27 protein-coding genes and 1 riboswitch are annotated in these 25,579 nt (G+C 39.3%); of the genes, 4 read left to right on the top strand and 23 right to left on the bottom strand.

What is annotated here, in order from left to right:
• Window positions 1-44 precede the first annotated feature (44 nt).
• The gene (locus tag J7W16_RS12425) at window positions 45-221 is read left to right on the top strand and encodes a hypothetical protein (protein WP_210597615.1); all 177 of its coding nucleotides are present in this window, start codon (window positions 45-47) and stop codon (window positions 219-221) included.
• 91 nt (window positions 222-312) lie between these two features.
• Here J7W16_RS12425 and J7W16_RS12420 read toward each other — a convergent pair whose 3' ends face one another.
• The 21 genes from J7W16_RS12420 to J7W16_RS12325 form a co-directional block, all read right to left on the bottom strand.
• Entirely contained in the window at window positions 313-1,026 is a 714-nt protein-coding gene (locus tag J7W16_RS12420) for a hypothetical protein (protein ID WP_210597614.1), read from the bottom strand.
• Window positions 1,027-1,200: 174 nt separating this feature from the next.
• The gene (locus J7W16_RS12415) at window positions 1,201-1,776 is read right to left on the bottom strand and encodes a hypothetical protein (RefSeq protein ID WP_210597613.1); all 576 of its coding nucleotides are present in this window, start codon (window positions 1,774-1,776) and stop codon (window positions 1,201-1,203) included.
• Window positions 1,777-1,890: 114 nt separating this feature from the next.
• The gene (locus tag J7W16_RS12410; RefSeq protein ID WP_210597612.1) at window positions 1,891-2,532 is read right to left on the bottom strand and encodes a vWA domain-containing protein; all 642 of its coding nucleotides are present in this window, start codon (window positions 2,530-2,532) and stop codon (window positions 1,891-1,893) included.
• An 83-nt stretch (window positions 2,533-2,615) separates the two neighbouring features.
• Window positions 2,616-3,620, bottom strand: a complete 1,005-nt coding sequence (locus J7W16_RS12405) for a macro domain-containing protein (RefSeq protein ID WP_210597654.1) — start codon at window positions 3,618-3,620, stop codon at window positions 2,616-2,618.
• Window positions 3,621-4,012: 392 nt separating this feature from the next.
• The gene (locus J7W16_RS12400; protein ID WP_210597611.1) at window positions 4,013-4,492 is read right to left on the bottom strand and encodes a hypothetical protein; all 480 of its coding nucleotides are present in this window, start codon (window positions 4,490-4,492) and stop codon (window positions 4,013-4,015) included.
• Complete coding sequence (locus J7W16_RS22470; protein WP_419095833.1) at window positions 4,485-4,733, bottom strand: DUF6036 family nucleotidyltransferase; 249 nt, start codon at window positions 4,731-4,733, stop codon at window positions 4,485-4,487. The genes J7W16_RS12400 and J7W16_RS22470 overlap by 8 nt, the downstream gene beginning before the upstream one ends.
• Window positions 4,730-5,053 carry a DUF6036 family nucleotidyltransferase gene (locus tag J7W16_RS12395; RefSeq protein ID WP_210597610.1) on the bottom strand — a complete coding sequence of 108 codons (324 nt, stop codon included), beginning with the start codon at window positions 5,051-5,053 and terminating at the stop codon, window positions 4,730-4,732. Before J7W16_RS12395 ends, J7W16_RS22470 begins: the two co-directional genes overlap by 4 nt.
• A gap of 77 nt (window positions 5,054-5,130) precedes the next feature.
• Complete coding sequence (locus J7W16_RS12390; protein ID WP_210597609.1) at window positions 5,131-6,594, bottom strand: GIY-YIG nuclease family protein; 1,464 nt, start codon at window positions 6,592-6,594, stop codon at window positions 5,131-5,133.
• A 582-nt stretch (window positions 6,595-7,176) separates the two neighbouring features.
• Window positions 7,177-7,596, bottom strand: a complete 420-nt coding sequence (locus tag J7W16_RS12385) for a DUF3237 family protein (RefSeq protein WP_210597608.1) — start codon at window positions 7,594-7,596, stop codon at window positions 7,177-7,179.
• A gap of 302 nt (window positions 7,597-7,898) precedes the next feature.
• A complete protein-coding gene (locus J7W16_RS12380; protein WP_210597607.1) occupies window positions 7,899-8,675 on the bottom strand; it encodes a 3-oxoacyl-ACP reductase in 777 nt (258 codons plus the stop codon).
• 9 nt (window positions 8,676-8,684) lie between these two features.
• A complete protein-coding gene (locus J7W16_RS12375) occupies window positions 8,685-9,698 on the bottom strand; it encodes an ABC transporter substrate-binding protein (RefSeq protein WP_210597606.1) in 1,014 nt (337 codons plus the stop codon).
• Window positions 9,695-10,462 (bottom strand): ABC transporter permease, encoded by a 768-nt coding sequence (locus J7W16_RS12370; RefSeq protein WP_210597605.1) that lies wholly within the window; start codon window positions 10,460-10,462, stop codon window positions 9,695-9,697. Before J7W16_RS12370 ends, J7W16_RS12375 begins: the two co-directional genes overlap by 4 nt.
• Complete coding sequence (locus J7W16_RS12365) at window positions 10,459-11,226, bottom strand: ABC transporter ATP-binding protein (protein WP_210597604.1); 768 nt, start codon at window positions 11,224-11,226, stop codon at window positions 10,459-10,461. The genes J7W16_RS12370 and J7W16_RS12365 overlap by 4 nt, the downstream gene beginning before the upstream one ends.
• Window positions 11,227-11,239: 13 nt before the next feature.
• Window positions 11,240-12,715 (bottom strand): acyl-CoA reductase, encoded by a 1,476-nt coding sequence (locus J7W16_RS12360; protein WP_210597603.1) that lies wholly within the window; start codon window positions 12,713-12,715, stop codon window positions 11,240-11,242.
• A 1-nt stretch (window position 12,716) separates the two neighbouring features.
• On the bottom strand, window positions 12,717-13,826 hold the full coding sequence (locus tag J7W16_RS12355) for a LuxE/PaaK family acyltransferase (RefSeq protein WP_210597602.1): 1,110 nt from the start codon (window positions 13,824-13,826) through the stop codon (window positions 12,717-12,719).
• Window positions 13,827-13,959: 133 nt separating this feature from the next.
• A riboswitch (TPP riboswitch) is annotated at window positions 13,960-14,065 on the bottom strand.
• A 236-nt stretch (window positions 14,066-14,301) separates the two neighbouring features.
• Window positions 14,302-15,594 carry a serine hydrolase gene (locus J7W16_RS12350; protein WP_210597601.1) on the bottom strand — a complete coding sequence of 431 codons (1,293 nt, stop codon included), beginning with the start codon at window positions 15,592-15,594 and terminating at the stop codon, window positions 14,302-14,304.
• A 276-nt stretch (window positions 15,595-15,870) separates the two neighbouring features.
• Window positions 15,871-16,674: an alpha/beta hydrolase gene (locus J7W16_RS12345; protein ID WP_210597600.1), complete on the bottom strand. Its 804-nt coding sequence runs from the start codon at window positions 16,672-16,674 to the stop codon at window positions 15,871-15,873.
• A gap of 94 nt (window positions 16,675-16,768) precedes the next feature.
• Window positions 16,769-18,112: an ABC transporter substrate-binding protein gene (locus J7W16_RS12340; RefSeq protein ID WP_210597599.1), complete on the bottom strand. Its 1,344-nt coding sequence runs from the start codon at window positions 18,110-18,112 to the stop codon at window positions 16,769-16,771.
• Between the two features lie 237 nt (window positions 18,113-18,349).
• On the bottom strand, window positions 18,350-19,651 hold the full coding sequence (locus tag J7W16_RS12335) for a TolB family protein (protein ID WP_210597598.1): 1,302 nt from the start codon (window positions 19,649-19,651) through the stop codon (window positions 18,350-18,352).
• A gap of 330 nt (window positions 19,652-19,981) precedes the next feature.
• Window positions 19,982-20,548 carry a DUF2812 domain-containing protein gene (locus J7W16_RS12330; RefSeq protein WP_210597597.1) on the bottom strand — a complete coding sequence of 189 codons (567 nt, stop codon included), beginning with the start codon at window positions 20,546-20,548 and terminating at the stop codon, window positions 19,982-19,984.
• Window positions 20,535-20,852, bottom strand: a complete 318-nt coding sequence (locus tag J7W16_RS12325; protein WP_210597596.1) for a PadR family transcriptional regulator — start codon at window positions 20,850-20,852, stop codon at window positions 20,535-20,537. Before J7W16_RS12325 ends, J7W16_RS12330 begins: the two co-directional genes overlap by 14 nt.
• Window positions 20,853-21,032: 180 nt before the next feature.
• Here J7W16_RS12325 and J7W16_RS12320 point away from each other — a divergent pair, with 180 nt between their 5' ends.
• A complete protein-coding gene (locus J7W16_RS12320; protein ID WP_210597653.1) occupies window positions 21,033-21,395 on the top strand; it encodes a VOC family protein in 363 nt (120 codons plus the stop codon).
• A 128-nt stretch (window positions 21,396-21,523) separates the two neighbouring features.
• Here the strand turns inward: J7W16_RS12320 and J7W16_RS12315 are convergent, their stop codons facing one another.
• Entirely contained in the window at window positions 21,524-22,072 is a 549-nt protein-coding gene (locus J7W16_RS12315) for a hypothetical protein (RefSeq protein ID WP_210597595.1), read from the bottom strand.
• A 274-nt stretch (window positions 22,073-22,346) separates the two neighbouring features.
• Between J7W16_RS12315 and J7W16_RS22465 the strand changes: the two genes are divergently transcribed.
• On the top strand, window positions 22,347-22,430 hold the full coding sequence (locus J7W16_RS22465) for a putative holin-like toxin (RefSeq protein ID WP_419095836.1): 84 nt from the start codon (window positions 22,347-22,349) through the stop codon (window positions 22,428-22,430).
• A gap of 284 nt (window positions 22,431-22,714) precedes the next feature.
• Window positions 22,715-22,924: a lipoprotein gene (locus tag J7W16_RS12310; RefSeq protein WP_210597594.1), complete on the top strand. Its 210-nt coding sequence runs from the start codon at window positions 22,715-22,717 to the stop codon at window positions 22,922-22,924.
• A gap of 330 nt (window positions 22,925-23,254) precedes the next feature.
• On the opposite strand, the gene J7W16_RS12305 is transcribed toward J7W16_RS12310, so the two are convergent.
• Complete coding sequence (locus J7W16_RS12305; protein WP_210597593.1) at window positions 23,255-25,552, bottom strand: MMPL family transporter; 2,298 nt, start codon at window positions 25,550-25,552, stop codon at window positions 23,255-23,257.
• Window positions 25,553-25,579: the final 27 nt, after the last annotated feature.

Genomic DNA, 25,579 nt, shown 5'->3' with positions numbered 1-25,579 from the left:
GACTTGTTCTCATCTTACTTTAAAGACATTCTGATGAAAGATCAATGTTTTTATGGAGAACAGCGGGAGAACAGCGGAGAACAGAGAGAACAGCGGAGAACAGCGGGACGGTTCTCATGTTTCCTCCAGCTTTCTTTAAAAAAGAAACTATCGATGATGTACCGAAGCGTCTCTATGTAGCAGAAATAGTGATTATCACAGGTCTCTCCTTAAATGGTTAAAAGAAACTCTGCTTAAAAAAAGAAAAGATTTCTTTCACCATATTGGCACAAGAAACCCTTCGTTTTAATTATGATTGATTTATATATTGATCTAATAAATATTCACACCCGTTAGCTCCGCAATGTCCTCTACCTCATAAATCCAGTTTCTAAGAATTGAGCGCGCCTCATCTAGATTAAGATTAGCTTCGGTTATCGTTTCGTAATCCTGATTCTCAATGCCCGCTACCATAAGAGTAAAGGCTGAATATTGAATATTTACGGCTTTTATATATTGTTCGTGTAACTCTCTTATGTCACTTTGACGTGCCATATAACTTTCCAGTTCGTCGGAAAACAGGCGATAGTCTGGAATGATTTCCTCAACCAGTGCGTTATATAACAACTCATCATTAACGTAATTTTCTCCCGTTACACTATCATACATTGATATCAAACGATTTTCTTCTGGAGCAAGTTGACCGATGAAATCCATGTAATCTAAAAAAGCTTGTGTTAATTCATCTAGGTCTTCAGTTGATTCGGTTACGTCCTTTCCCTCTTCATCCATTTCAGGTTCAGGGTCTACTACATCCTCGGATGCTTGTTCTGTTTCTAATTCAGTCTCTAAATCTGCTTCTGCTTCTGCCTCTAGATCCGTTTCTAATTCTGTTTCTAGATTAGCTTCTTCTGTGTCTGTTGAGTCATCGACGGCTGCCTCAGAATCATTGGGCTTCTCAGTTTCAGTTGTCGTCGCCTCACACGCAACCATCATAAAAGTCAATAAAGCCGTACAAACCATGAACACTAACTTCTTCAATGTCATCCCCACTCTCCTAGGTTGCATTACAGAATATCTCAATTGACACAAGCACAATGCTAAGTATATTCTGCTGAAGTTAAATAGTGCATGGCCATCGGGAAACAGAGAAGACAGCGGGACGGTTCTCGCGTTTCCTAAATTTGTTCACTATATAGTCTCCTCATAACAACTATTAACCTAAGAAAAACGCTTACCCGTCATTCTCCTTACTAATTTACAAAAATCATCCCACTCTTCTGGAAATTTATTTGCTCCGGATCTTTTTAGGTTACGCCCCTCTCTGATAAGCTCCACGCTCCAGCTTGTCCCATCAAGTACACCCGGTTCTATATATTCCCTTTTCCAATTGAGAAAGTTGATGATCTTCAGCTCTTCAATCAATTTTTTAACAGTAGTTTCTTTAAGAGCCTTACACTCCGAAGCAACTTCTTCTCCGTTCTCCCAATGACTCCAAGCTGCACTCCCACTAATTAAGTCCAAATCAACATTGTAAGAAGCACCAAAGAATCCACCAACATATGCATTAAGACCTATGATTTTTTCATACGCTGCATCAATAGCCTGCTCCTTATTCCATTCACTCTCACAAACGTTACAACAATACTCCGGCCCACCAACTATAACGCAGCATCCACCAAGCTTAAATTTCCCTTCTTTAGCTTGTTTTGAGGCATCATCGGTTGGCATGCCATATAAGAGATTCAATGTGTTTTTGGACTCGCAATTAATACACTGCTTATAGTTGATGGCCATATGTCTCCCTCATTTCTTATCCACTCGGTATTAGTGAAGCTGTCAAATACTACCTAGAGGCCCTTCTCAAGCTCATTTCTTGGAATCTCTAAACACTAGAACCGTCCCCGCGTTTCACCGCGTTTCCAAGTCGCGTTCAATAGCATTCTTCCAGCTTCGGTCCATTTTCTGCCCGCTTCGGACCTTAACGACGGCCTCGTTTACACTTTCATAATTTAACTTTGTTCCCATAGCATCAGCTCGGTAGTCCACCGCAAAATCCTCTTCAATTCCAAACTGTGCTGCAGTTGCTACTGCATCAATATTGGCTCCTAGAAAGATAAATTCCCAGCCATGTTTTTCTTTTTGCTGTTCGATCATATTTTTAATCTGGGTAGATGTGAATTCTCGACTTGCGTTTTCCATTCCATCTGTTGTAATAACGAATAAGGTCTTACCTGCTCGTTCATCCTCAGTTGTGTATGTTTGAACATTCATCATTTTGTTGATAGCAGATCCAATTGCATCGAGAAGGGCCGTCGTTCCCCCAACCTCATAATCCATTTCGGTAATCGGTGCGATCGCTTTTACATTGATTCGATCATGGACTAGTTGATTTTGATGATTAAATAGGACCGTCGTCACAAAGGCATCACCATCCGCATTTCTCTGTTTATTAAGCATCGAGTTGTAGCCACCAATTGTGTCTGCTTCAAGCCCTGACATAGAACCACTTTTATCTAGAATAAAGACGATTTCGGTTACATTGTTTTTCATTCTTGTCATCCTCCATTTCATTGATTTATAAATGAAGGATACCAAGATTCCCAAAAGAAAAGGTCGCTTTAAAAGCGACATCTCTACCCACCAAGCAAAGGTTGATCAAAAGCAAATAAGGCTTCATTGATTTCGTGAATATCAAAATTACCTTGCCTAATGAAAAAATCAATAATGATATCAAATTTTTGACTACGAGATAAAGTATATCCTGCAGCTGAGAGCAGATGACTCGTCTCGTCTACACTAAGTCTTAACGCAATTGCAAAGGCAATCGCTGTTTTCTTTTTCGGTGTATAACCCGTTTCCTTACGTATTTTTGAAAATAGGCGTCGGTCCAGATTCGCCCGTTTATAAGTCTCCACATCCGTTAGTCCTCTTTCATCAATAAGTCTAAGAAGACGCTCTGAAAATGACTCATCAAGTTCCTCTACAAGATGAAATAAGCTACTTTCTAACGGACTCTCATGTTTGATCATATCTTCTGAAATCCTATTAGACTCTTTTAATTCGTCGACGAATCGTGCTTGTCGACGGGTAAAAGTAAGAGCACTATCTTCAACATAATTCTCATCAATATATTCATGTATCGATGCAAAGAGTTTCTGACTTATTCCAAATGAGTCTCTGTCAAATACGACTAAATAGATCAGCATGTCGTGATCCATTAAAAATTGACTAATGGTTGAAATAGCGATATGCAATGCCTCTTCTTTCGGATAGCCATAAATCCCTGTTGAAATCAACGAAAATGCCACAGACTCACAGTGATAGTTTTCCGCAAGCTCCAGAGAATGTTGATATGAAGCTCTTAACAAGTCTGCCTCTTGATAAGAACCCCCTTGCCAAACGGGCCCTGGTGTATGAATGATATACTTTGCGGGCAATTGAAACCCATCTGTGATAACAGCTTGTCCGATTGGACAGCCACCTATGGCGTCACATGCACGTTTCAGTTCTTGAGCACCGGCAGCCTGAAAAATTGCCCCGCAAACACCACCACCCATTTTCAATTCGGGGTTTGCTGCATTCAAGATCGCATCTACCTTCATCTTGGTAAGATCATGACGAACCATTTCTAATGGCATGAGTAACTCTCCTTTCATGATCGGTATATGTCTAATTGATACTTGATTTGTATTTGAGCTTGGCTCTATTAAAGCCTCACTATCAATAATAAGAAGATTATAAAAACGGGGAAGTAGGAATATTTCATTTGCAACAAAGATACACGCATACCCGCTGTGTAAGTCAGCTACCTTTAACCTATGGATTGTCTGCTCTAACAAAAAAGGATGACTCCCTGATCTGAATGAGTCATCCTTTTTTAAAATAGCATATGTTAAACCATAAACATTTGGCAGAGGTGTCCTTTTCATTAATTTGTTCCTCAATGTCACACACCTTAGAACCTTCTCAGACGAATGCCTTTCAATTTCAGGAACATTAGGACCGTCCCTTTGTTTCCGCCATGTTTCCGTTAGACATACAGCTTCGTTCTGTCTAAATTTTTCATTTTACTATTAACATACTCTTCTTTCTCAGGAGTCATCTCCTGTTCATTTAACAGGGAGTTAACGACACCTGCTAAGAACTTTTCCATTTCAACCGATTCGTTATAGTGAGGATGCTTGGTAAAGACCACTGTTTCTCGCCCAAGGTATTTTGTTCGAAGCTTTCGGGCAAAAACCTTTACCTCATCTCTATAATAAGGATCCTTTTCAACTAAAACAAAGGATTGCAACAGGAATGTTTTTAGTTTCTGAACGAAGAGGTTTTGATAAGACAATAAGTTAAAACGGTTTCGATATTCTTTGTTAGAGAGAGCATAGAAGACAAATGCATTACGAACGCGACGGTCTGTCTGACTTTTCCGTAGCAAGTCATCAAAGGAATAATCACCATATGCTAGATATTGCAGTTCTTCTTTGATTCGTTCAAAAAATAATTTTTCATCCATTGGAATCCCTCCTTTGTTTCTGTTGTCCCCATAGCTCAAGTACCTCATCTAGATCATTGTACCGTTTTAAGGGTAATATCGTATATTCCTTATAATCATCATACATGTCTCTAAGCAAATCGATGTTACATTGACTTAGTATGCCGGAATTAATTATATCTTTAACGTCCTTATCTGTTTGCCTTGAAACAAATAATTTAGAAATAACTAAATGTTCTGTAGATGGTAAACGGACAATCAAATTTTCAAAGTCTCTCCATTTATCTCTTTCGTTGTTGCAATAATTTCATCTAAAGGGGGTAGTTCCATGACTCCCCTCATTTTATCATTTACGCTATACTTAGCTAAAATGGATCTTATACGATTATCAGCATCTTGATACTGGATGAATGCATCTATATCCTTAGTAACGTGAGCTTCTGTCATTAATAGTAGTGCCGTCCCACCAAAAATGGTTAAATGAATTTTACTTTTTAAATTTAATTGGGACAAATCATAGTCTAATTCATACAGTGCTCTAAAAACGTCTTCGGAAGAGCGATATACAGTCCTATTTTTCATTATTATATCACCCACTGTAATTATTTCACAAATCCCCCTCCCTTTTAATATGAGGGAGGAAATAATATGAATTGGATTTACACCACCCTTGACTCTTCATCTTTCTCACTCTGACTTTGTCTGTATTCTATCGCTTTCATAGTCTTCGTAAATTCGGCTGTTTGATCTATATCTTGGACAATGTCCTCAAGCTTACTTACATCCGAATAGAAAAATTCTTTACGTAAATTTATTTTATTGACTCGGTTCGCTTCGAGGGAGTGGTGTATTTGTTGTTCCAATCCAACTGCATCATTGCTAAAAACCATAGCATGAATATCAAATTTAAATGGAACAGATGCATCTCCCAATTCATCGATACGGTCTAGTGGATTAAGCCGTCTTGTCATCCCAATTTTGAACATGTTATCACCGAATGAACCTAAATTTGAGATCACATAGACATACCCGGCTTTCCCGTTTGCTCGTTTGATAATTTCTTCTTTTTGTTCCTCAATTTTATCTACCTGTTCCTCTAGTTCTTTAAGCCTTGCTTCTAAGGCTGCAATCTTATCGAGATCCGTCTCCCTACTTAGTAACTCCCTATTGTTACTAATTTCATTCCGATATTTTTCTTCTTCCTTTTCAATCTTCTTTCTCTCTATTTCTAGAAGCTTTCTTTCTTCTGCTTCTTGTCTCATTTGTTCCTTTATGATTCTTTGTTCTTCTCTTTCTTTTTCTTTTTGTGCATAATACTTATATTCAATTTCAATCGCATTTTTAAATAATGGCTCTAGTTCAGATAAGAAACGTGTGATTGTTGGTAAAATGTTGGCATTCCCATTCCCACAGATAGTTAGATATTTGTCTGTTAAAGCTTTTGCACTCTCTAATGCTTTATCAAGGTTCGTATAGCTTAAAGTGTAAAGAATGTTTTGTAGTTCTGCTTGCAATCCTATTACCATTAGATGGTAGATCGTTTTATTTGCTTTAGTCGTGTATCGTTCTTCATATGCGGTAAGTAACTTTTTGATCTCTTTGTTATTAACGTTCATCTCTTTTCGAAGCTGCTTTGAATCTTTGTGATGTAAATCAAGTTCAATAATAGTATTTAATACTCCGTCACCTAGGGATTTCTCTAATACTTCAAGTTCTTTTTCAACCAGTGAATAGTTGATTGCACCTGGAAATTTCTCAATTAATTCCTTTATGCCAACTGATTCACTTTTAAATTTTGTCGCTGCTTTTTGCAATTTCTTTATGTCTTTTTCTAGTTTCTCTACAGCTGCTTCATTTTCGTCAGTCTCTCTCTTTAGAATCTCTTTCTTTTCAAGTAAATCCTTTACATCTGTAATTGCCTGGCTTTTCATTTCTTTAGCTTCTTCTTCAGCAGCTTCAATGATTTCCTTAGACTCCAATAAGATTGATGCTCTAGCTTCAGATATCGTTTCCTCCATTAGTTTTTCTTTGTTGCTCGTTCTTTCTTCAATTTCTTTCAAGTTAGCTTCTTTTTCTCGAATGGTTTTGTTTAAGTTTAGTAACTCTTTTATTTTTTTAAACAATCTATTCCCTCCATTACACTTTATTGGTTATAATTGACAAAAAGCTTCATTTAATAACATTCTACATAAATCCACTTTTTCCCTCTCTATGTAATTAGCGTGGAGGGAGGGACGGTTCTCACGTTTCAAATTTCACCAAATCCAACCACCGATCCTTCTTCAAACCAAATGTGGTTCTATGCAGAAGCAGAAGTAAAACCCAGCAATGTAAAAAGGAATTCCGGCTACACAGCCTAACCAAAGAAGCCTTCAAGAATTACGCAGGCCAAGACATCATTTATGTTATTTCACTATCCAGAATATTGCTCAAATTGTTCTTGAAATATCCCCTGAATCGAAGAATGGTTAGCTAAATTACTTCACTGCTCAAACCAAAAAGAATGACTCCTGATCTGAACGAGTCACCCTTTTTCTATATATGCAAACCCTATATACGATTGGTAAGTACTCCAGTAAATGTCCAGTCATTAATTTGTTCAATCGATGACCTCGCACACCTCTAAACCAAACCATATTCCTTTGATTTTCTAAACACTAGAACCGTCCCTTTGTTTCCTTTTGTTTCCTTTTCCCTTCGTTCCCCTATACCAATCGATATATTATAATATCAATCCCCGTTTCTTTATGAATTCCCTCCGCAACTAGAATATCATTATGCAAAAAAGCCAATGCTTCGCTGTTGGTAAGTATCTTAGGATAAGTACGGAACAAAATACCTTCTTTACTACTTGTGGCACTTCCATTGTTTTCGATAAAAATCTTACACGGCGTCCCCGTAAAATCTGTTCCTTCAATCATATACCTAGCTGACAAAGTATGGTGATCACCATGTCTGCCTATTATCTGGGTATCTACTCCACCTTCAAGCACCTTCCCTTCGAAGTATTTACCCGTTGCTGCCCCGCTAAATGTAATCATGACGACCGAATCGCCAATCTTATTCTCCAATTCCATTGTTTTGTTTAACTGAACATGTACGGTTAAAACTTCTTCCATATTCATTCTTTTCCCTCCTAACCTAATAAACAGTTGTCGTTAGTAATTTGCAGAATATCTAATCAGCAGCTGCCTTTAATCCAAGGAATGTCTGCTCTAAACAAAAAGGATGACTCCTGTTCTGAATGAGTCATCCTTATTCTAAAGTAGTATATGAAAACCGTAAACGATGGGTTGTGCCTCAGGAAGTGTTCGAGTCATTAATTTGTTTCTCAATGACTCACCCATCTCCCTCTAAACCCTTCTCAAGTGAGTTTCTTTCGGTTTATACACACGAGAACCATCCCCACGTTTCCCTCCGCGTTTCCCTATCTCATCACCAAGCCACCGTCAACTACCATACATTGCCCTGTTACGAAGGAAGACCAGTTGCTTGCGAAGAATAGAACACTGCCTACGACATCTTCGGGTTTGGCAATTCGGTGGAGTGCTGTTTGCTGTTTGATGATGTCTTTTACTTCTTCTTTCGTTGTTCGGCTTGCATCTGTTGGATATACGAGGCCTGGTGCTACACAATTGACAGTGATTCCAAATGCACCAACATCTGCCGCTAGATTTTGCGAATAGGTGAGAACGGCTCCTTTTGCAGTTGTATAATCATGGTAAGGAACAATCGGATGAAACACGAGATTACTAACCATATTAACAATCCGGCCCGCTCGTTTTTCTTTCATTATCGGCATGACATACTTACAAACATGGAATGTCCCTTTTAATGCCCCATCTAGTTGTCGTTGGTAATCATCCCATTCCATCTCCCAGGCGAGCTTTCTTCCATCAGGGTCGAAGGTATATGTATGCAGGGCATTGTTAACAACGATATCAATCGTATCGAATTCCGCTACGATTTTCTCTACCATTGCTTCCATATCTGACTCTTTCGTCACATCTCCTTGGACCGTGAACGTTTCAACATCATATTCATCCATCAATCGATCTGCAAGTTCCTCAGCTTTTTCCTTGTTTCTTATATAATTGATAATGACCGTAGCTCCTTGTGCTGCAAATCCCGTTGCGATAGCCGCACCAATCCCTCGGCTCGAACCTGTGACGATGACGACTTTATCTCGTAATTGTGTATCCATGGGCAACTCCTACTCTAGTTCTTCAACTAGTTCATTCGTTGTAATCTCGTGAATATTGACTCGTTTACTAAGAAGTCCTAGATCATAGTACGTTTCTTCTACTTCCTTTAATATATCAACGTTGAGCCATCCTAAACCATGTTCCTCCGTGTCTGCATTCATCGACGTTTGATTACGAATCTTGATAATTTCAAGATTTCTCGCTTGATCCTCTCCATCAATAGCTGCACTTACAGCAATCTCTGCTGCTTCCTCTGGATTCTCCATCGTGTAAGCTACACTATCACGGTATACCTGTAAGAAACGGATTAATTCCTCTCTTTTTTCCTGAAACACTTTTTCTGTCACAACAAATACATCTGCAGGAGTGTTCAACACATCCTTTACTTCAATCACATTTACTTCCCCGAGCCCCTTGTTTTTAGCATCGAATAGGCCTGTGTCTGTCGCAGCTGTTGCGACAACTTGGTTATTCATTAATGGTCCGAAGTTTAGGACACCTGCTTCGACAATATTAATATCCTCTTCTGTCATCCCTGCTTGATGAAGGAGCACGAGCAGGTTTTGATACGTTCCGCTAGCTCGACTATACACACCAACATCCTTGCCACGCAAATCTTCCATCGATTGAATATTACTATCCTTCAGGGAAACAAGATTAAAGACATTCTCTGGATAGACGTTATAGATAATTCTTAGTTCTTCACCTTGCTCCATCGCTAAAAGAACAGCTTCCACGTTGGCAAAAGCAATATCCGCATTCCCAGCAATAATATTTCGAACAGCCTCTCCGCCACCTGCTCCAGGTATGAATTCAAAATCAAGATAAGCCTCTTCAAACCAGCCTTTCTCCTCTGCTACATAAAGATTGCTCTGTTCGGTAATGTTCTGGCTCCAAGAAGCCATTTTGATTTCTTTCACTTCTTGTTCATTCGTTGTGCTGTTATTTCCACACCCAACAGCTGTTAGCGTCAAAGCGGTGAAGATTGCTGCTGCACTTATTTTCTTTAGTCCTTTTTTCATGTTTGTCTCCCCCTCGAGTAACTATATTTCTTAAAAAACAGTCGTTCAATCAAATTGATCATTTGGTAAAGGATGATCCCCATGACCGTAAGTAAAATAAAAACGGAAAACATTAACGTTGTATTCAACATTCCTTGTGAAGCAATGATTAGTGCCCCTAACCCTTTGTTTGCCCCAATAAACTCTGCCACAACAGCTCCGACTACACTTAATACGATCGATACGCGAAGCCCAGAAAAAATATAAGGCATCGCTGTCGGCACACGCAGTTTGATTAACGTTTGAAAGGAGGTTGCCCGTAAAGACCGAAATAACGCCAGCTTCTCCTGACTGACATACGAAAGTCCGGTGACCGTACTCTCAAACAACGGGAAAAAACAGACCAACGCCACAATCATCATCTTTGGCGTATAACCAAAACCAAACCAGAGAACAAGGAGTGGTGCTAATGCTAGCTTAGGCATTGCTTGTGAGGCAATGATATACGGATGTAATATTTCCTGCGCCGTCTTTGATTGTGCAACAAGAAAACCAAGTCCAATGCCGATCATCGAACCGACCAAAAATCCGCCGAGCACCTCAATCAATGTTGTCATAATATGTGGTAGAAAATAACCGCTCTGCGTGTGTTGAACAAGATTCATAGCCACGGCGGATGGTGACGGTAATATAATTTGGGAAATATCTCTGAGATGAACCGTAGCCTCCCAGATAACGAGAATGATGATAAAAATGGACAAGGAATAGACGCTAGTTTTTTTCATGATGAGTTCTCTCCTCGTCCTTCAATTTCTTCATAAATCCCCTTGATAATGGATGTGAAACTCGGCTCGAATTTTAATTGTTTAGCTCTCGGTCTCTTAAATGGAATCGAAAACTCCTTCTTCACCTTCGCTGGCTGCTCTCCTAAGAGAACAACGCGGTCAGACAAATAGACCGCTTCGGTAATATCATGAGTAATAAAGACAATTGTTGTAGAAAATTGAACAGAAAGCTGCATCAGTTCAAGCTGCAATTGCTCTTTTGTCATGGCATCTAACGCAGAAAAAGGTTCATCCATTAAGAGGATTTTCGGTCTTGTGAGTAAGGCTCTTGCAAGCGAGACTCTAGACATCATCCCACCGGATAACTCGTGAGGATACTTGTTTTCATGCCCCGCGAGTCCAACAGAGTGAAGCATCGCTTTAGCAAGTGTGATATCCTCTTTCGTTGGTTTTCTTTTATGTTTAAGCTCAATTGGCATGAGTACATTTTCAAGGACATTACGCCATTCTAAGAGAACTGGCTTTTGAAAGACATATGTTATCTCATCAACCGGTTCGGTTATTACCTTCTCAGCAACCGTGACTTGACCTTCTGTAGGAGTAAGCAAGCCCCCGATTGCTTGTAATAATGTACTTTTTCCACTACCGCTTTTTCCAATAATACTAACAAATTCCCCGTCCTGAATCTGTAAGTCCACATTCGCTAAGACCTTTGACTGATCAAACGTAATACCGACATTCTTGCAATCTATCATTATTGCCATTTCCTCTCACCTCTTAATCTCGGTAAGGATCAAATTCATCCATCTGGTCTTCAAGGGAAGACTCTACATCACAAAAACGTACAAGATCGGCTAAATGAAATCTTCCATCATGGTGCCAGCCTGGCTGGGGCTGGGGCATTGAACCTACTGCACAGATCCGGTTAACTCCTGCATCACCTAACATCGAAATGATTGAGGTAAGATGCTGTGGTGCACACCCAACTCCTACGCTCTGAATATAGCCAGTCATTCCCTTTATGTACTGTTTAACTTCTAGCATATTATCGACCGGTATCACTGTAATAAAGCGGTTTAATGGTGAGAAAGGAAAGAGTTCTTCGGTTGTATTCGTTGTTAGCTCACGGTAGACAACCGTCCATGCCGTATTCCCTTCACTCTTTATGAGATTCACCTTTTCCGACTCATAACTCTCAAATTCGAGAACCGACCTTTGACTTACAATAGCGTGCTGCTCTTCCTCCGTTAATGTCGCCCTTGGGTGCATGCTTTGAAAATTTCCCATTTCATTTGCTAGCATTTCTGCAAATTCACGAGGCCCGTATTTGCCGCCACGTTCCACGAAAAATACATGTGGGGACAAACATCCTTGTTGGTCAAACCAAGACACATCATGTGCAGCTAATTTCGCTGTCCGCCAAACCTTCGTTGCTGCCAAACACTCACTCGCGAGCATGCCAAAGCTGACTTTATGACCATGTGCATGAAAGGTAACATCGGATGGGACTTTTTCTTTAATCCGCTCAATCGCCTCTTTCCCTCCGTAGGCAATGACCGCATTAGACTGAGAAAAACTAAGCTTTTCTAAAGCATCCTCTCCACCCTTCCACGAGACAATCGCTATCGCCTCTGCAAGATCGGGATCGATTTCCTGTAATGTTTTTGCAAAGAGAACAGGAAATAACGGCTCTGATGATGACACCTTTCCGAATGTTGCAGACTTTAATAAAATCCCAGCAGTTAAACTCCACAGTGGTAAAATTGGAACATTTCCTGAAAAAATATGAGTCATAACCTCTGGACCATACGCCCGGTACAACCCTCCTGATTTACGTGGCCGAAATTCATCTAGTATTAGAGGGTTGGGAAAATCCTCATCAATCATTCGCTGTAATTTTTCTTTGCGAAATTGCCTCAAATAACGATTAATGTATAACCGAATCATTTCTCGATCGTAGCCCGTAATAACAGGCAGCCATCGTTCTGCGAGTTGACGTAACTCATATTGAGGGTCCAGCCATTTTTGCACCGCTTGATCCATGATGGCAATGACATCATTCGTCTTAAGCGTTTTTAAATAGGTTTGCTGCTGCTTTTTTATCGTTTCAATGACTTGAGCTACCATGTCTGGAGTTAATTCAGGGACTGCTAATTCTACTCTTTCACCATGATTTTCAAAGACTAGCGTTTTAAATGCGGCACCCTCAAAAAGATCTTTACATTGACTCGGAACGAAATAACATTTATACATGTTAAATCCCTCCTTCAGATTTCTTAGAGGATGCGATAAATTGTTCTACAGCTAGTGAACACCCTTTTGCTTCTGCACCTTTTGCTCGACCTAATAAATAAAACCCATCTTCCTCTTGAACGCCCATATCCTCTGTCAGAATGGCCATCACCGAATTGATATTTGCTAAATCGTAGTGAACAATGATTCCCTTTTCACCTACAGCTTTTTCTTCCATTTTCTCTAAATCCATGATGACTGTTTTAACCCAATGTGGTGTCTGTTTACGTGTACGTATTGGTTGATCGTTATAAAAGTCCATCAGGCTACGGTCATAGATTTGTGAGCTTAATTCTGTCATTCCGTACATATTGACGCACAGTTCAGGTGGAACCGAGAACAATTCGCTCATTTCTTGTTTAAATACGCTTGGAGTCATTTCACGTGATCGTCCTTTAGAACCACCTGTATCCATGATGCGACTATGAGTAGGAAGATTAAACCGGATTCCTCTCTCTTTGCACTCATCTAATAAATGAATGAAAGAGAATGTCGCACCGATTAGCAGGATAGGCTCTTGCTGTTGTTGCAGCTCGTCAATCAAGCGATTTAGTTCAAAGCCTTCTTTTGAAAAAGCATATTGACTGTCTTCAGTACCAAATGTATCGATCGCAATATGTAAATAGTGTGCTAACGATGAGTTTGGCATCTCCTCTTCTGTCGGAAAAAGAACGAACATTTTCATTTGATCACGATCAGGAATAATATGAGATTTAAAATGCGTCTTCATCGATAAATCATAGACTTCTAAATCACGATGATAGTTTTTTCCCCGTTTTTCAGGGTTAGTTGTTCCACTTGTCATAAATAGTGCCTCTGTCTCTTCTGTTGGATGACAGGATAATGTGGTTAGTTTGAAAGCATCGATCGGAACAGGTGGCATTTCCGTATAGTGCTTCACATTTCTCGGAGAAACCCGTCTTTTCCTACAAAATTTACGAAAGGGCTGATTATGGTCATATTGAAATTGAAATACGTTTAATGCCATCTCATTAAAGGCCTCTTCCGTCGAAGTAGGCTGAGAGATGAATGTACTCAATTTTTGTTTTAACGCTAAATAATCCTCTAACACATGTGACACTCCAATACTAGTGATTTGTAAGACTGCGACAGGCTGAAGCCCCTTTTAAGAATCAAAAAAAGGCCGCTCTCGAATAGAGAGCGGCCATCATTTTTAACTAGATAATACGGAAGAAACTACATAGCTTTTTTGATGTCCACTTCCCTACGCTACTATTAATTAGTTCAGGTTCAAAGGGTTTGAAAGCGACACTCTCATCTCAGCCAAATAAGGCCCCCCTAGTGGTAACAGTTCGTTCTATAAAGTTAATGAATCATTTCAATCTTATCATGCCATTTTAACATGTCAACTTTGAGTTTTAGAGAAAAAAGCAAGGGGTTTACTAAAGCTATTCAGACTCTTGTATTCTCAATCACTATACATCTTACCTATTTTCGGTTATTTAACTCATTAAGTAGAAATTCATATGCAGTAAACATCAAAATAATCCAATGGAACTAACTAGCAATTAAATAGAATAGAAGATTTACTCGGATAAATGCTCGTCAAGGACTTTATTTAAAAATGAATTCATATTTTGGTTCATTTTAAGTTGTTCTATAAAAGAAAACCCTTCTGTAAAGATCATTAGCTCCATCTTTTTTCCGTTATTACTTTCCACATAAAGAGCCTGGTTAAGGACAAAAGCAGTTGAGCCGCCTTTCGCTCCAAAATGAGCATACTTTTCCCGATTAGAAGGATGAAGTTCCATAGGCCATTCCATAACGTCTCGGAGAATCTCCTCACCACCTGGAATGGTGGCGGTATTATTCGAAATCGCACTCATTACTTTTCTGTAATCCTCGACTGTTGCATTAGGCAAGTTGTCAGACCAAACCTCCTGTAAGTCCATTGAAATAGAAATGGACTCATTGACATAAATCCCTTCTTCTTCATACAGCATATCATGGATTTTCCAGGCTGTTTCCCTATATTTCTCAAGAGGCATCGTTTCGATCATCTCCGTTAATTGGTCGTTGCTTAAGCTTTCTTCATGCTGATCTTTTACAAATTCTGATACTAATAAGGCTGAGACAAGCGGATAGATCGGATCGTGATTTTCAAGCTCTAACGTTTCTATAACTGTATTAATCGATTCAGCTCCTAGTTTTTCTATTAAAAAATCGGTGTTCGCATTGGAACTGAACGTGATCATTCCCTTCGCCACTTCATGCAATGACACTTCATTATTGCTTGTTTTATCATGGGCTTTCATTTCCTCAAGCCAGGCGGGATGTGCACCACCATCAGTGTTAGCAAGATAAAACTTGTCCAGTTCTTCTACTGGGATACGTTCCTCAGGATCGATTGTCCCATTTGCTACTTGATTGGCATATTCGATACCGATAATTGTCTTTACTACACTGGCGAGTGGGCGCTTCAGATCTGCCTCTTGGCTGACAACTGTTTCTCCGTCAACACTTACATATATTGAAGCCAGATCAGGATTGTTAGTTATGTAATTTTCCACATACTCAGGATCGTCGTGAAATAAATAATAGGCTCCTCCAGCAGAAATACTGAGAATAACACCAACGATAATCAACCCTGTTTTCGTGTAAGTAGATCGATCAGCTAAAAAACTAACAATGACTACAAAAATAATTGCCGGTAATGGTGGTGTATTCACCATTTCAATGAAAAAAATGGCTAGGATAATAGCAGAAGTAACCGCAACAGCTTGCCCCACAGCCCACTTCGTTCTTCTTTTCTTAGAAAACAACGGCAATGCGGTCAAAAGGATAAAGCCTATAAATACGATCCATAAATATAGATACATTATGTATCTCCTTTCAATGATTTTGTTGATAGTTACTATTATTACGATTCACTTAAAGTTTTGGTTTCACAATCGGTGGAATCGGCGAGGAATCGAGGAATCGACGGGACGGTTCTCGTGTTTCCATCTTAAATAACAGTTTTTATCTTAGTCAAAGTCTATTTATCCTTAAAGGACGGTTGTCAGGCAAGGAATACCAGCACAGATAGCTAGGAATTGTGCCAGCATTCCCACACACCGAAAAGAGATGTCTCACAAGGATCAATCTAAAAGTCATTAACTAGTACTATTTGCAATAAACCCATTCAACTTGAACCACGATTCACAAGCTCTAGTCCAGCCACCTACATGCAAATCCTCTTCCGCCAGCCCTAATCCATGACGTCCTTTTGCATAGACATGTAGATCAAATAATATATTGTTCTTTCGCAAAGCTGAGGCAAACTGTAGGCTATTCTCTACAGGAACGGCAGCGTCATCTGATGTATGCCATAGAAAGGTTGGAGGGGTTTCTTTTGTAACTTGGCGTTCACTGCTTAGCTGCTCAATTAGTCCCTTATCGGGTTGTTCACCCAACAGATTGATGCGTGAGCCTTCATGCATAAATGGTTCCTTCATCGTGATAACTGGATAACATAACACAAGGAGGTTAGGTCGACTCGACGTCTTTTCAATTGGATCCTCTGCTGAAGAATTCCCATAATCAAAGGCAGTTCCGATCATCGACGCAAGATGGCCACCTGCAGAGAAACCAAGCACAGCGATTTTTTCAGGGTTAATCTGAAACTTTTCTGCATGATATCGAACCATTCGAATCGCCCGTGCAACATCAAGAAAAGCACAAGGGTATCGATATGGAGCGACGCGATATCTTAAAACAAAAGCTGAAATGCCAATCGAGTTCAACCATTTAGCAATCGGTTCACCTTCATGATCTGCTCGTCTACCGTACCCTCCTCCTGGACAAACAACAACGACAGGTGCGTTCTCTCCTACCAAATACGGAATTATTGCAGGTTGGTCTTCATCCGTTTCCCCGGTAGAAAGAGGAGCTCCTTCTGGCCACAATAGGATTTCCACTTGAATTATCCTTTCTTCATAGGAATTAGTATGAAACGAAAAACCTCTTTAAGCAGACAATTGTTGTCGCTTAAAGAGGTTACACTGAAGAAGCTTATTGAAGAATGGCTTCTGCCTCTTCACGGAATTGCTTAGCTGCATCTGCAGGTGAAATCTTATCGTATTTGATTAATTCGACAATTCTAATGAATGAACCACGAACTTCAGATTCACCGGCTGGAGATAGTGGGTCTGCAGGACTTGTGTAATCAGCGACTAACTCTAAGTAGTCGAATGTAGCTTTTACAGGTCCTTCAACAATTGATGCAAGATGCTCACGAACCTCAGATGAGATAGGAACACCACGATCCGCCTTCAGGATTTCATTTGCTTCGATGCTATTAGTGAGAAAATCAATTAATAGTGCCGCAGCTTCATGTTGCTTTGACTGTTCTGAAATCGAGAATGACATACTTGGACGAATCCAGTTTCCATGTGTACCACCTTCAAGTGCAGGTAAAAGGCCTAACTCCATCGTATCTTCTGTTTGCTGAGACACTCCAATAATTTGGTTACTTGTCGTTATCCCCATTGCCGCGGTACCTTCCGCAACGATTGATAGGCCACCTTCAATATATTCCATCGTCACATCATGACTAGGAGATGCCCCGTCCTTCACCATCTTTTGAATAAAGGTAAAGAAATTTTCAAGCGTTTCATCTGAATAACCTAAACCAGTTCCTTCTTCGTTAAACAATGACTCTTCATTTTGACGTGCATAAAAAGTAAACATTTCAAATTCAGCATTTCCAAGATCATAACCGAAGAATTCACCTTCCTCAGCTTCTTTAATCTTGATCATTGCATCATAAAGATCTTCATATGTGTAACCAGGTTGTAAATCGATCCCGTGCTCATCTAATACGGTTCTATTAATCAGTGCTGCCAAGGCATTGGCTCCTGCAGAGATACCAAGAACCTCACCATCAATATGATTAATTTCTTGATAGACTGAATCGACATTTTCTAAATTAATCGTTCCCGCTTCAATAAATGGTGTTAAATCCGCTAGTAAGTCACGTGAATTATATTCATTTAGTTTAGAGTTATCCATACTAATGACATCAGGAAGGTTACTACCCGCTGCTTGCGTATTCAATCTTTCCCAATAACCATCCCAACCGGTATATTCAGCTTCAACTGTAATATTTGGATATTCAGCTTGAAAAAGTTCAATTGCTTCAAGAGTCATATCATGACGCTCTTGTCCACCCCACCATGCAAAGCGAATCGTGACATTCTCTTCCCCTGCTGGAGCTTCTTCATTAGCATCATCCGTTGCAGCATCCGTTGTTTCTGGATCTTCAGCTTCGTCAGTCGTCGCATCCGTTCCGCCACACGCTGCGATAAAGAAAAGAGAGACAAGCAACAATAAGATAAATTTCAACTTCACCTTCATCTTCCAACCCCCATAAATGTAATTGTAAGTGCTTACATTTACAGCATATAGGTTAAATGAAACAGTTTATAGATACTAAATGTTAAAAAACTATAAAAAAACACGGAAGATACAGAGGGACGGTTCTCGCGTTTCCAATTCAAAGCCACAAGCAATAGATTCAATCTACACTTCAAGTAAAAAGTTCCCACTCCCGATGCTATCAATCAAAAGGAGGCAGGAACTTTAAACTTACTACTACGCCAAACGTCTTTTCATGAGAAATCTAAACACGACCGTAAAGATTAAAATTAAGACTGTACAAACAAACAATGCACCCGCCAGTACTCCTATCGCTAGTGCTAACCAAGGATCTATCATTGCTGCAATCACAAAGCTGCTACCTAGAAGCAGGACCGTCAGACTACCACTTATAATAGTTGGCAAAAACGCCTTCCCAAGGTGAAAGTGGCTATAAACAGTCAATAGACTAAACAACAAAACGTACAAACTCGCAATCATTACTCCGTTAATCATTCCGTCAACGATTTGAATTACACTCAGTTCCTTTTGCTCTTCTGGAAGTTGCAAGTTTATTTTGTTTAAGGTTTCCGTTTCTAGATCCATCACCCACGGTTGAAACTCACTAGGATCGTCAGGCCAATTCGTCTGTTCAAGAAAAGCAAGTTCAGTTGTTCCTTTGAAAAAGACTGGAGACGAGACCTGGGTCCCAAACTGTGTCACTTGCTTTGTTTTATCGGACTCAACATCATACAAAAACAATTCATATTCAAATAAGCTATCCTCTGATTGCCCAGCGACTGCCGTATAGGCAAGTGTTTGCTGATCCTTTGCCATCATAGGTGAATACAACTCAGGTAATTGCGGGAGGGGCTGCCTGACCGTGCCATCCCCAAGATTATAAGCAAACAGTTCTTGTTTTTCTCCTTCAAACAGACTGAAATAAATCGTCTTTCCATCTGATGAAACGGATAATGCACTTAGTGTAAAGTAGTCTTGGCTTGTCAGATTCGTGACTTCATTACTAGTCAGATCAACTGAGTACAAATCATAACCGTTATCCGCCGTCCCCTCTAAAACACCAAAATCTTTACTAGGTATGGCACTATAATAAATATGATTCCCATCTGGAGAGAAAATCGCTTCGGTAACTTGTTGATCACGCTCCGTTACCTGTCTTGGTTCACTTCCATCTTTGTTCGCAACAACAATAGATTGAATACCATCTTCATTTTCATTTAGATAAAGAATGGATTCCCCGTCACCTGAATACTTTGGTTGTCGATGTCTTTCTCCGTCTGCGTTCGTCAATTGTTGTACGTTCGCTCCATCAAGATCAGACAAGTAAATCGACTCACTACCCTCTTGATAATATGAAAATAATAGCTCAGTTCCATCTTCAGATACATCAATCCCACTTCCAATACCTGTATAAAAGCGATAGGAATCTGGATCACTCATTAATTCATACAGGATAGACACAACCAATATCACGAAAACAATACCACAAACAGATAGAAGTCTCTGCTTGTTACGCATGTAACCCCTCCTTTTTTGCGAATTCACAATTGGAAATAGTATGGTAAACTCACAGTAAGTTTACTAGAACGAACATTCATAATCAAATAAATCTAGGAAACGAAGGGACGGTTCTCGCGTTTCCAAAAATAACAGTTTCGAATCAAGGTTTCATCTAAACCTAAACAAGCCGTAACAACCCCAGAGGAAGTTACGGCTTGTTTTTAAAAACTCTATCACACTAACATACTACGTTAGGTATGGCTAACTATCAGTTAAATATAAGACCTAATTTTGATAGCTACATGATCCTCAACTACTTCTAGGAAACCCACACTCAACCTTCCCTCATTAGTTCTCTCTTAACATTGAATATTTCCGATAAGATTTATAGAAGCTTCTCGCCAACAAAACAACCAAAATCACCGGCAACAACTTCAAGACAACAAAAGGCGTTTCAAATAATAATGCTTTCCAAAACAATGAACCTTCCATGCTCCAAAGACCTTTATGATATAATGCCGAGTCGCTGTAGAGCATAAATGAATAAGCCAAACAGAGCGTACCCAACCAAAATGAATAATCCATTAATCTTTTATAATAATTACTCTTTGACTGGCGATCCGAGAAGATCTCAGTTTGACCATCATCTTCTTTTTGCCAATAGCGTATTCCACTAAACCACGACCCATTTAAATAGTCCCACCCGAAATCCTCGTATATCCCTTTGTATTCCGCTAACTTTTGCTTAGATAGGTAGTCTTGATAATCAAGTCGCATCACATATCTCTTATCAGTTTTCTCGAAGGTGTATATCCCTAAACTACTAATATTTCTACAACGATAGCCTTTTTGTAATTGCTCGTTCAACCATTGCTCTTCTTTTTCAATATTAAAAAATACTTTAACCCTCTTCATTTGATTCACTTCCTTCATACAAGGATAAAATATGCACTAGCCTTTCTTGTTCCATTTTCAAAACAGCTCTTCCATCTGTAGTTATTAGATACATTTTTCTCCGACCTGCATTTCCAACAGGTTCAATCCAACCATGCTTAGTCAAGTTCTCAATTGCTCCATATAATGTCCCAGCAGCTAAAATAACAGTACCATTACTTATTTCTTCTATCTTCTGCATTACAGCATAGCCGTGGAGTGGTTCACGTAGAGCCAATAAAATATAATGCATCGTTTCGGACAGCGGCAATAATTTATGTTTCATCTTCTCACCCTCTATTCAGTTCAACTATACATTTCAACTTAATAATAATTTAATACAGTTCAACTGAATAGTCAACAGCGTTTTCAACATTTGTACTGCAAAATTGAAGATCAAGCACAAGAAGGGTATAATTTACTCAGTGACTAATCAGGTGAATAGTAGGAGGAATACATTGTGAAAATGGAACATGTAGGGATCATGGTTAATGACATGGAAGAGTCTTTATCATTCTATCGGGATATACTCGGCTTAGAATTAAGGAATAGAGAATGGTTAAATGAAACGATTGAACTGGCTTTTTTATTTTTCCCAGAACAGCCGAGTGTAGAGATTGAACTTGTTTCCGGTGTCCCAGTTGAAAACGAAGGAATCGTAAACCACTTAGCCTTCACTGTAAAAAACATCGAAACTGAACTCATGCGATTAAAAGAAGCAGGTGTTAAATTAATAGATGAAAAACCTCTACTCATTCTAAATGGCACAACTAAAATCGCTTTTTTCGAAGGTCCAAATGGCGAGAAGCTAGAGTTGGTAGAAAGATAATTGAACATAGAAGTAAGAAAATAATATGAGGTTTTTTTAGAATTGTTAAGAGAGATTTCGCTGATGTTCTGGCTCTCTCTGAGATAAACAAAAAGGGCAAATAGCATTTAGCTATTTACCCTTTTCGTTTAGTCCTTTTCCTTTAACCCGTTTGATGAAAATGAATATTTCACCTTCTCATTTAAAATCACTTGCTTATCTACGTAAACTTTGCAATATAAGCTGATTAGTCCACCCATTTTCACCTTCACTTGGAAACGTTGATTATCCTCTTCGATAACAGCTGATAACGTTTGGTACGGCCGGATCCAAGAATACCAGTGTTTTCTCGTTTTTTTGGCGACAAGCTTTTCATTTATATATAATTCCTCTTGGTTATAGGCATTCACAATTTTAATCTGATGGTCTTTAAATCCTACAGTCCATGTTTTCTCAAATTCGTTTTTTAATTCAGCCATTAGCTCATCAAATGTTTCGTTCCTGTGCTCACCCTCTGGCTCCGTCGCTTTTTTCTTCTCCACAAAATTCATTAAATACTCAAATAAGAAAATAATGATAAAAATACTAACTAGCATGACAAAGAAGTTATCAAACACCGTGTCTTTTGTAAAATTCGCATAATAGAATCCAAAAAAGTAAAACAAAACAGCGTAAAAAATAAACTTAAAAATCGTCATCATCCTCCTCTTTCCTTTATTTATATTAACATTATTTTCCTTAGAGGAGAATAGAAATTATTACAATACAAGACGACCAAAGTCGATTGTGATTTCTCGTATGTATTATTAACTCGCTAATCCAACTCTAAATATAAACAACTTAATTTCAGCTATTTTACACCTAAAATACGAACAAATGTTCCTTCGATTTAAAATCTTTGATACAATTTATTCGTAATAGAATAGGCTTCTCAAGGGTGGCGGCATCCCCAGTGAAAGGGGGTGATGCCAACTGACAGTATTCGAAGCATTAACACTTATGTTACTCTTCGCAACACTGCTCATTGCTTTTCTGTCATTTATAGACAGAAAATAATCCACCCTTGAGCTTGTGCAGGCTTAGGTGGATTATTTCAATTCAAAGAAAAAGCCGCCCCTCTTGAAGGGCTGTTCTGTTGCAGTTGACCGCTGATGTTATAGCATCAGTGGTCTCTTTTCTTTATTTTAAATGATTGGCGTAGATGATTCAACTTTTTAATAACATTTCCTTACAAAGCATCTAAAGATCTTACTCCCTTGCCAAATGCCGATTAGTTTTTTAAAAAACACCTAATAATTAACAAAAAGTTGAAAATACTAAAAGAAAAGGAGGTTTTAAACATGAAAAAACTATTTGCTCTTTCAATCGTAGCTTGTTCCATCTTCACACTAGCTGCATGTGGAGATGATGAGGTACCTGCTCCAGCTGAGCCAATTGAAGAAATTGAAGTTGAAGAAGAAAATGGACAACTTGAAGAAGTAGAGATTGAAGAAGAAGATCAGCTTGGTGACGGTGAAATCATCGACGAGAAAGAAGTAATTGACGAATAACCGTCTCTTATTTAGCAAAAGCGAAAAGAGACCATTGATATTTTTGTATCAGTGGTCTCTTTTTTTTTTTAATTGATTAACTTAGTTGTTCAACAATATAACTAAGAGACTGGGACATGAAATTCCAAACAAAGCAATCATGTAGCGGATGAAATATGCGTAGACTCCTGCGGGATCAAAAGCCAAGGGTGAGACCCCACAGGCGAAGACGAGGAGGCTCACCGGCTTCCCGCGGAAAGCGAAGTATATTTCAGTAGCGGTTTACGTTCCGCTAACGATCACTGTCCGAATTTCCTCATAGTTAAATTCCCCCGCTTTGTTAAACCCTCATCAATTATTCTTCTTCAATTCACTTTCCTTATTCAGCTCTTGAATTAACTTTTCCCCTTCAATGTCTAGGTCAGGTAAGAGTTTATCTAACCATTTTGGTAGCCACCAAACCTTGTCACCAAACATCGACATAACTGCTGGTACGAAGATCATTCTAATTAAGAATGCATCAATTAAGATACCAAAGGCAAGAGCAAATCCGATTTGCTTGATCATGATGTCATGTGTGAAAATGAAGCCTGAGAATACTGAGACCATGATTAATGCTGCCGCAACGACAACTTTACTCGCAATCGTATATCCGCTCACAACAGCCTTATCACCTTTATGGCCATGGATGTATGATTCACGCATTGAGGATACTAGGAATACTTGATAATCCATCGCCAAACCATACAAAATACCTGTAACCATAACCGGAATGAAGCTTAGCAACGGTCCACCCGTATCGATCCCAAATAGTGAACCGAACCAGCCCCATTGGAATACAGCTGTCGTCGCACCAAATGTAGCCATAATACTTAATAGGAAACCAAGTGTAGCTTTTATTGGGACAATCACTGATCTAAATACAATCAGTAGGATCACCAGTGATAAGACAACAATAACCCCGATATAGATTGGGAAAACTTCAGATAAATTCTCTGAGATATCGATATTAACAGCAGTTAACCCCGTTACTCCTACGTCAAGATTTGTGTTTTCAATAACTGAATCATTCATTCTTAAAAACTCAACTAAATCCCGCGTTGCTTCGTCTGATGGACCACCTGTTGGGGTAATACTCACTATCCCTATCGTGCCATCCTCATTAAACCCACCTGGTTGAACCTCTAAAATACTATCAAGCTGACCGATGTTTGCAATTAATTGAATGTATTCCTGTGGATCAATTGGGTTAGCATCCTTTTCTTCAGCTACAAGTAACAATGTTCCATTATAGCCTTCTCCGAAACTTTCAGAGATGACATCATAACTTTGTCTTTCGGGAGCGTCCTTATTCGCACTTGCTCCTGAAGGCATTCCTAGATTCATCTCAGTAACTGGAATCGCCATCGTTCCTAAAACGACAATGACAAGAGCAACTACAAGCCATTTGAACTTAATGACTCCATTAATCCAATGAGTGGCAAAAGTAGGTCTGCTTTCTTTTGTGTTATTTTTATTTCTAGTTTTCGTTGATACAATTCTTTCTCCTATTAACCCTAGCAGGGCAGGTAATAACGTAAGTGCAACAAGTACATCTATGAATACTGTCATTGAAGCAACAAGAGCCATACCGCTCAAGAAGGAAATTTGTACGACTAATAATCCACAAAGGGCGATTATGACCGTTAATCCAGCGAAGAACACTGCACTCCCTGCTGTACCTACTGCTCGTGCTGCCGCTTCTTTTGCTGACAGCTTTTCTTCAAGGATTAGCTTTCTTTGTCTGTTTACAATGAATAATGCATAATCAATCCCAACCGCTAAACCAATCATTAACGCGAGGACTGGAGTAAGGCTGTTAATTTCGAACAAACCTGAAAAGGCAAATGTTCCGCCAACACCAACACCGACACCAATAAGGGCAACCATTAACGGTAGGCCAGCTGCAATTAACGATCCTAACGTAATAACAAGGATCACACCTGCTATAGCTAGACCAATAATCTCATGCGTTCCCCCTATAGGAAGATCAGCACTACCTTTAAGTGCACCTGTTTGAAGTACGCTAATCGCTGAGTCGTCTTCTACGTTACTAGCTAAGTCAATTAATTGATCAACTTCATCAGCAGATAGGTTCTCGACTTGTTCCGTCAATTGAAATGAAAAGAGAGCAATGTTCCCTTCCTCTGAAATCTTAACACCTAGAACTGGAAATTCATTAACAACTAAAGGTCTATACGTTGTTTTTGGTTCGAGTACCTGCCCGAGCTGGCTTTGCATTTCTTGTAGCTGAGCCATACCGCCACTTTCCTCTAGCATATCAAGTGGATTTACAACATAATCCAGCTCATAAATATCGTTAATTGCCGTAGCAAGCGAGGCGATATTTTCAGCAGAATCAACCTGCTCTCCTTCAGGAACCTCAAAAATAAAACTTCCCTGTCCACCTGAAGCCATTGGGAACTCTTCTGATAGCTGATCAAGGATTTCTTGAGACTCAGTACCGTCAATTCTTGTCTCACTCGTCGTGTTAACACCGTTCGTTACGATCAAAGCGACGATCACAGCTAGAATTAACAACCAGCTGCCAATAAATGCCCATGGCTTGTTATAAGCTGTTTGGCCTATTTTATAAAATAATTTTGACATTCTCTGCACCCCTACCCTATGTTTAAC

The sequence above is a fragment of the Halalkalibacter suaedae genome, assembly GCF_017939705.1.
Taxonomy (GTDB): domain Bacteria; phylum Bacillota; class Bacilli; order Bacillales; family Bacillaceae_D; genus Halalkalibacter; species Halalkalibacter suaedae.
This window is presented reverse-complemented; position numbering and strand designations above follow the sequence as displayed.

What these genes read in the sequence shown, in the direction of transcription:
- J7W16_RS12425 (WP_210597615.1), top strand. Translation starts at nt 45, where the DNA reads ATGTTTTTATGGAGAACAGCGGGAGAACAGCGGAGAACAGAGAGAACA.
- J7W16_RS12420 (WP_210597614.1), bottom strand. Translation starts at nt 1,026, where the DNA reads ATGACATTGAAGAAGTTAGTGTTCATGGTTTGTACGGCTTTATTGACT.
- J7W16_RS12415 (WP_210597613.1), bottom strand. Translation starts at nt 1,776, where the DNA reads ATGGCCATCAACTATAAGCAGTGTATTAATTGCGAGTCCAAAAACACA.
- J7W16_RS12410 (WP_210597612.1), bottom strand. Translation starts at nt 2,532, where the DNA reads ATGAAAAACAATGTAACCGAAATCGTCTTTATTCTAGATAAAAGTGGT.
- J7W16_RS12405 (WP_210597654.1), bottom strand. Translation starts at nt 3,620, where the DNA reads ATGCCATTAGAAATGGTTCGTCATGATCTTACCAAGATGAAGGTAGAT.
- J7W16_RS12400 (WP_210597611.1), bottom strand. Translation starts at nt 4,492, where the DNA reads ATGGATGAAAAATTATTTTTTGAACGAATCAAAGAAGAACTGCAATAT.
- J7W16_RS12395 (WP_210597610.1), bottom strand. Translation starts at nt 5,053, where the DNA reads ATGAAAAATAGGACTGTATATCGCTCTTCCGAAGACGTTTTTAGAGCA.
- J7W16_RS12385 (WP_210597608.1), bottom strand. Translation starts at nt 7,596, where the DNA reads ATGAATATGGAAGAAGTTTTAACCGTACATGTTCAGTTAAACAAAACA.
- J7W16_RS12380 (WP_210597607.1), bottom strand. Translation starts at nt 8,675, where the DNA reads ATGGATACACAATTACGAGATAAAGTCGTCATCGTCACAGGTTCGAGC.
- J7W16_RS12375 (WP_210597606.1), bottom strand. Translation starts at nt 9,698, where the DNA reads ATGAAAAAAGGACTAAAGAAAATAAGTGCAGCAGCAATCTTCACCGCT.
- J7W16_RS12370 (WP_210597605.1), bottom strand. Translation starts at nt 10,462, where the DNA reads ATGAAAAAAACTAGCGTCTATTCCTTGTCCATTTTTATCATCATTCTC.
- J7W16_RS12365 (WP_210597604.1), bottom strand. Translation starts at nt 11,226, where the DNA reads ATGGCAATAATGATAGATTGCAAGAATGTCGGTATTACGTTTGATCAG.
- J7W16_RS12360 (WP_210597603.1), bottom strand. Translation starts at nt 12,715, where the DNA reads ATGTATAAATGTTATTTCGTTCCGAGTCAATGTAAAGATCTTTTTGAG.
- J7W16_RS12350 (WP_210597601.1), bottom strand. Translation starts at nt 15,594, where the DNA reads ATGTATCTATATTTATGGATCGTATTTATAGGCTTTATCCTTTTGACC.
- J7W16_RS12340 (WP_210597599.1), bottom strand. Translation starts at nt 18,112, where the DNA reads ATGAAGGTGAAGTTGAAATTTATCTTATTGTTGCTTGTCTCTCTTTTC.
- J7W16_RS12335 (WP_210597598.1), bottom strand. Translation starts at nt 19,651, where the DNA reads ATGCGTAACAAGCAGAGACTTCTATCTGTTTGTGGTATTGTTTTCGTG.
- J7W16_RS12330 (WP_210597597.1), bottom strand. Translation starts at nt 20,548, where the DNA reads ATGAAGAGGGTTAAAGTATTTTTTAATATTGAAAAAGAAGAGCAATGG.
- J7W16_RS12325 (WP_210597596.1), bottom strand. Translation starts at nt 20,852, where the DNA reads ATGAAACATAAATTATTGCCGCTGTCCGAAACGATGCATTATATTTTA.
- J7W16_RS12320 (WP_210597653.1), top strand. Translation starts at nt 21,033, where the DNA reads ATGGAACATGTAGGGATCATGGTTAATGACATGGAAGAGTCTTTATCA.
- J7W16_RS12315 (WP_210597595.1), bottom strand. Translation starts at nt 22,072, where the DNA reads ATGACGATTTTTAAGTTTATTTTTTACGCTGTTTTGTTTTACTTTTTT.
- J7W16_RS12310 (WP_210597594.1), top strand. Translation starts at nt 22,715, where the DNA reads ATGAAAAAACTATTTGCTCTTTCAATCGTAGCTTGTTCCATCTTCACA.
- J7W16_RS12305 (WP_210597593.1), bottom strand. Translation starts at nt 25,552, where the DNA reads ATGTCAAAATTATTTTATAAAATAGGCCAAACAGCTTATAACAAGCCA.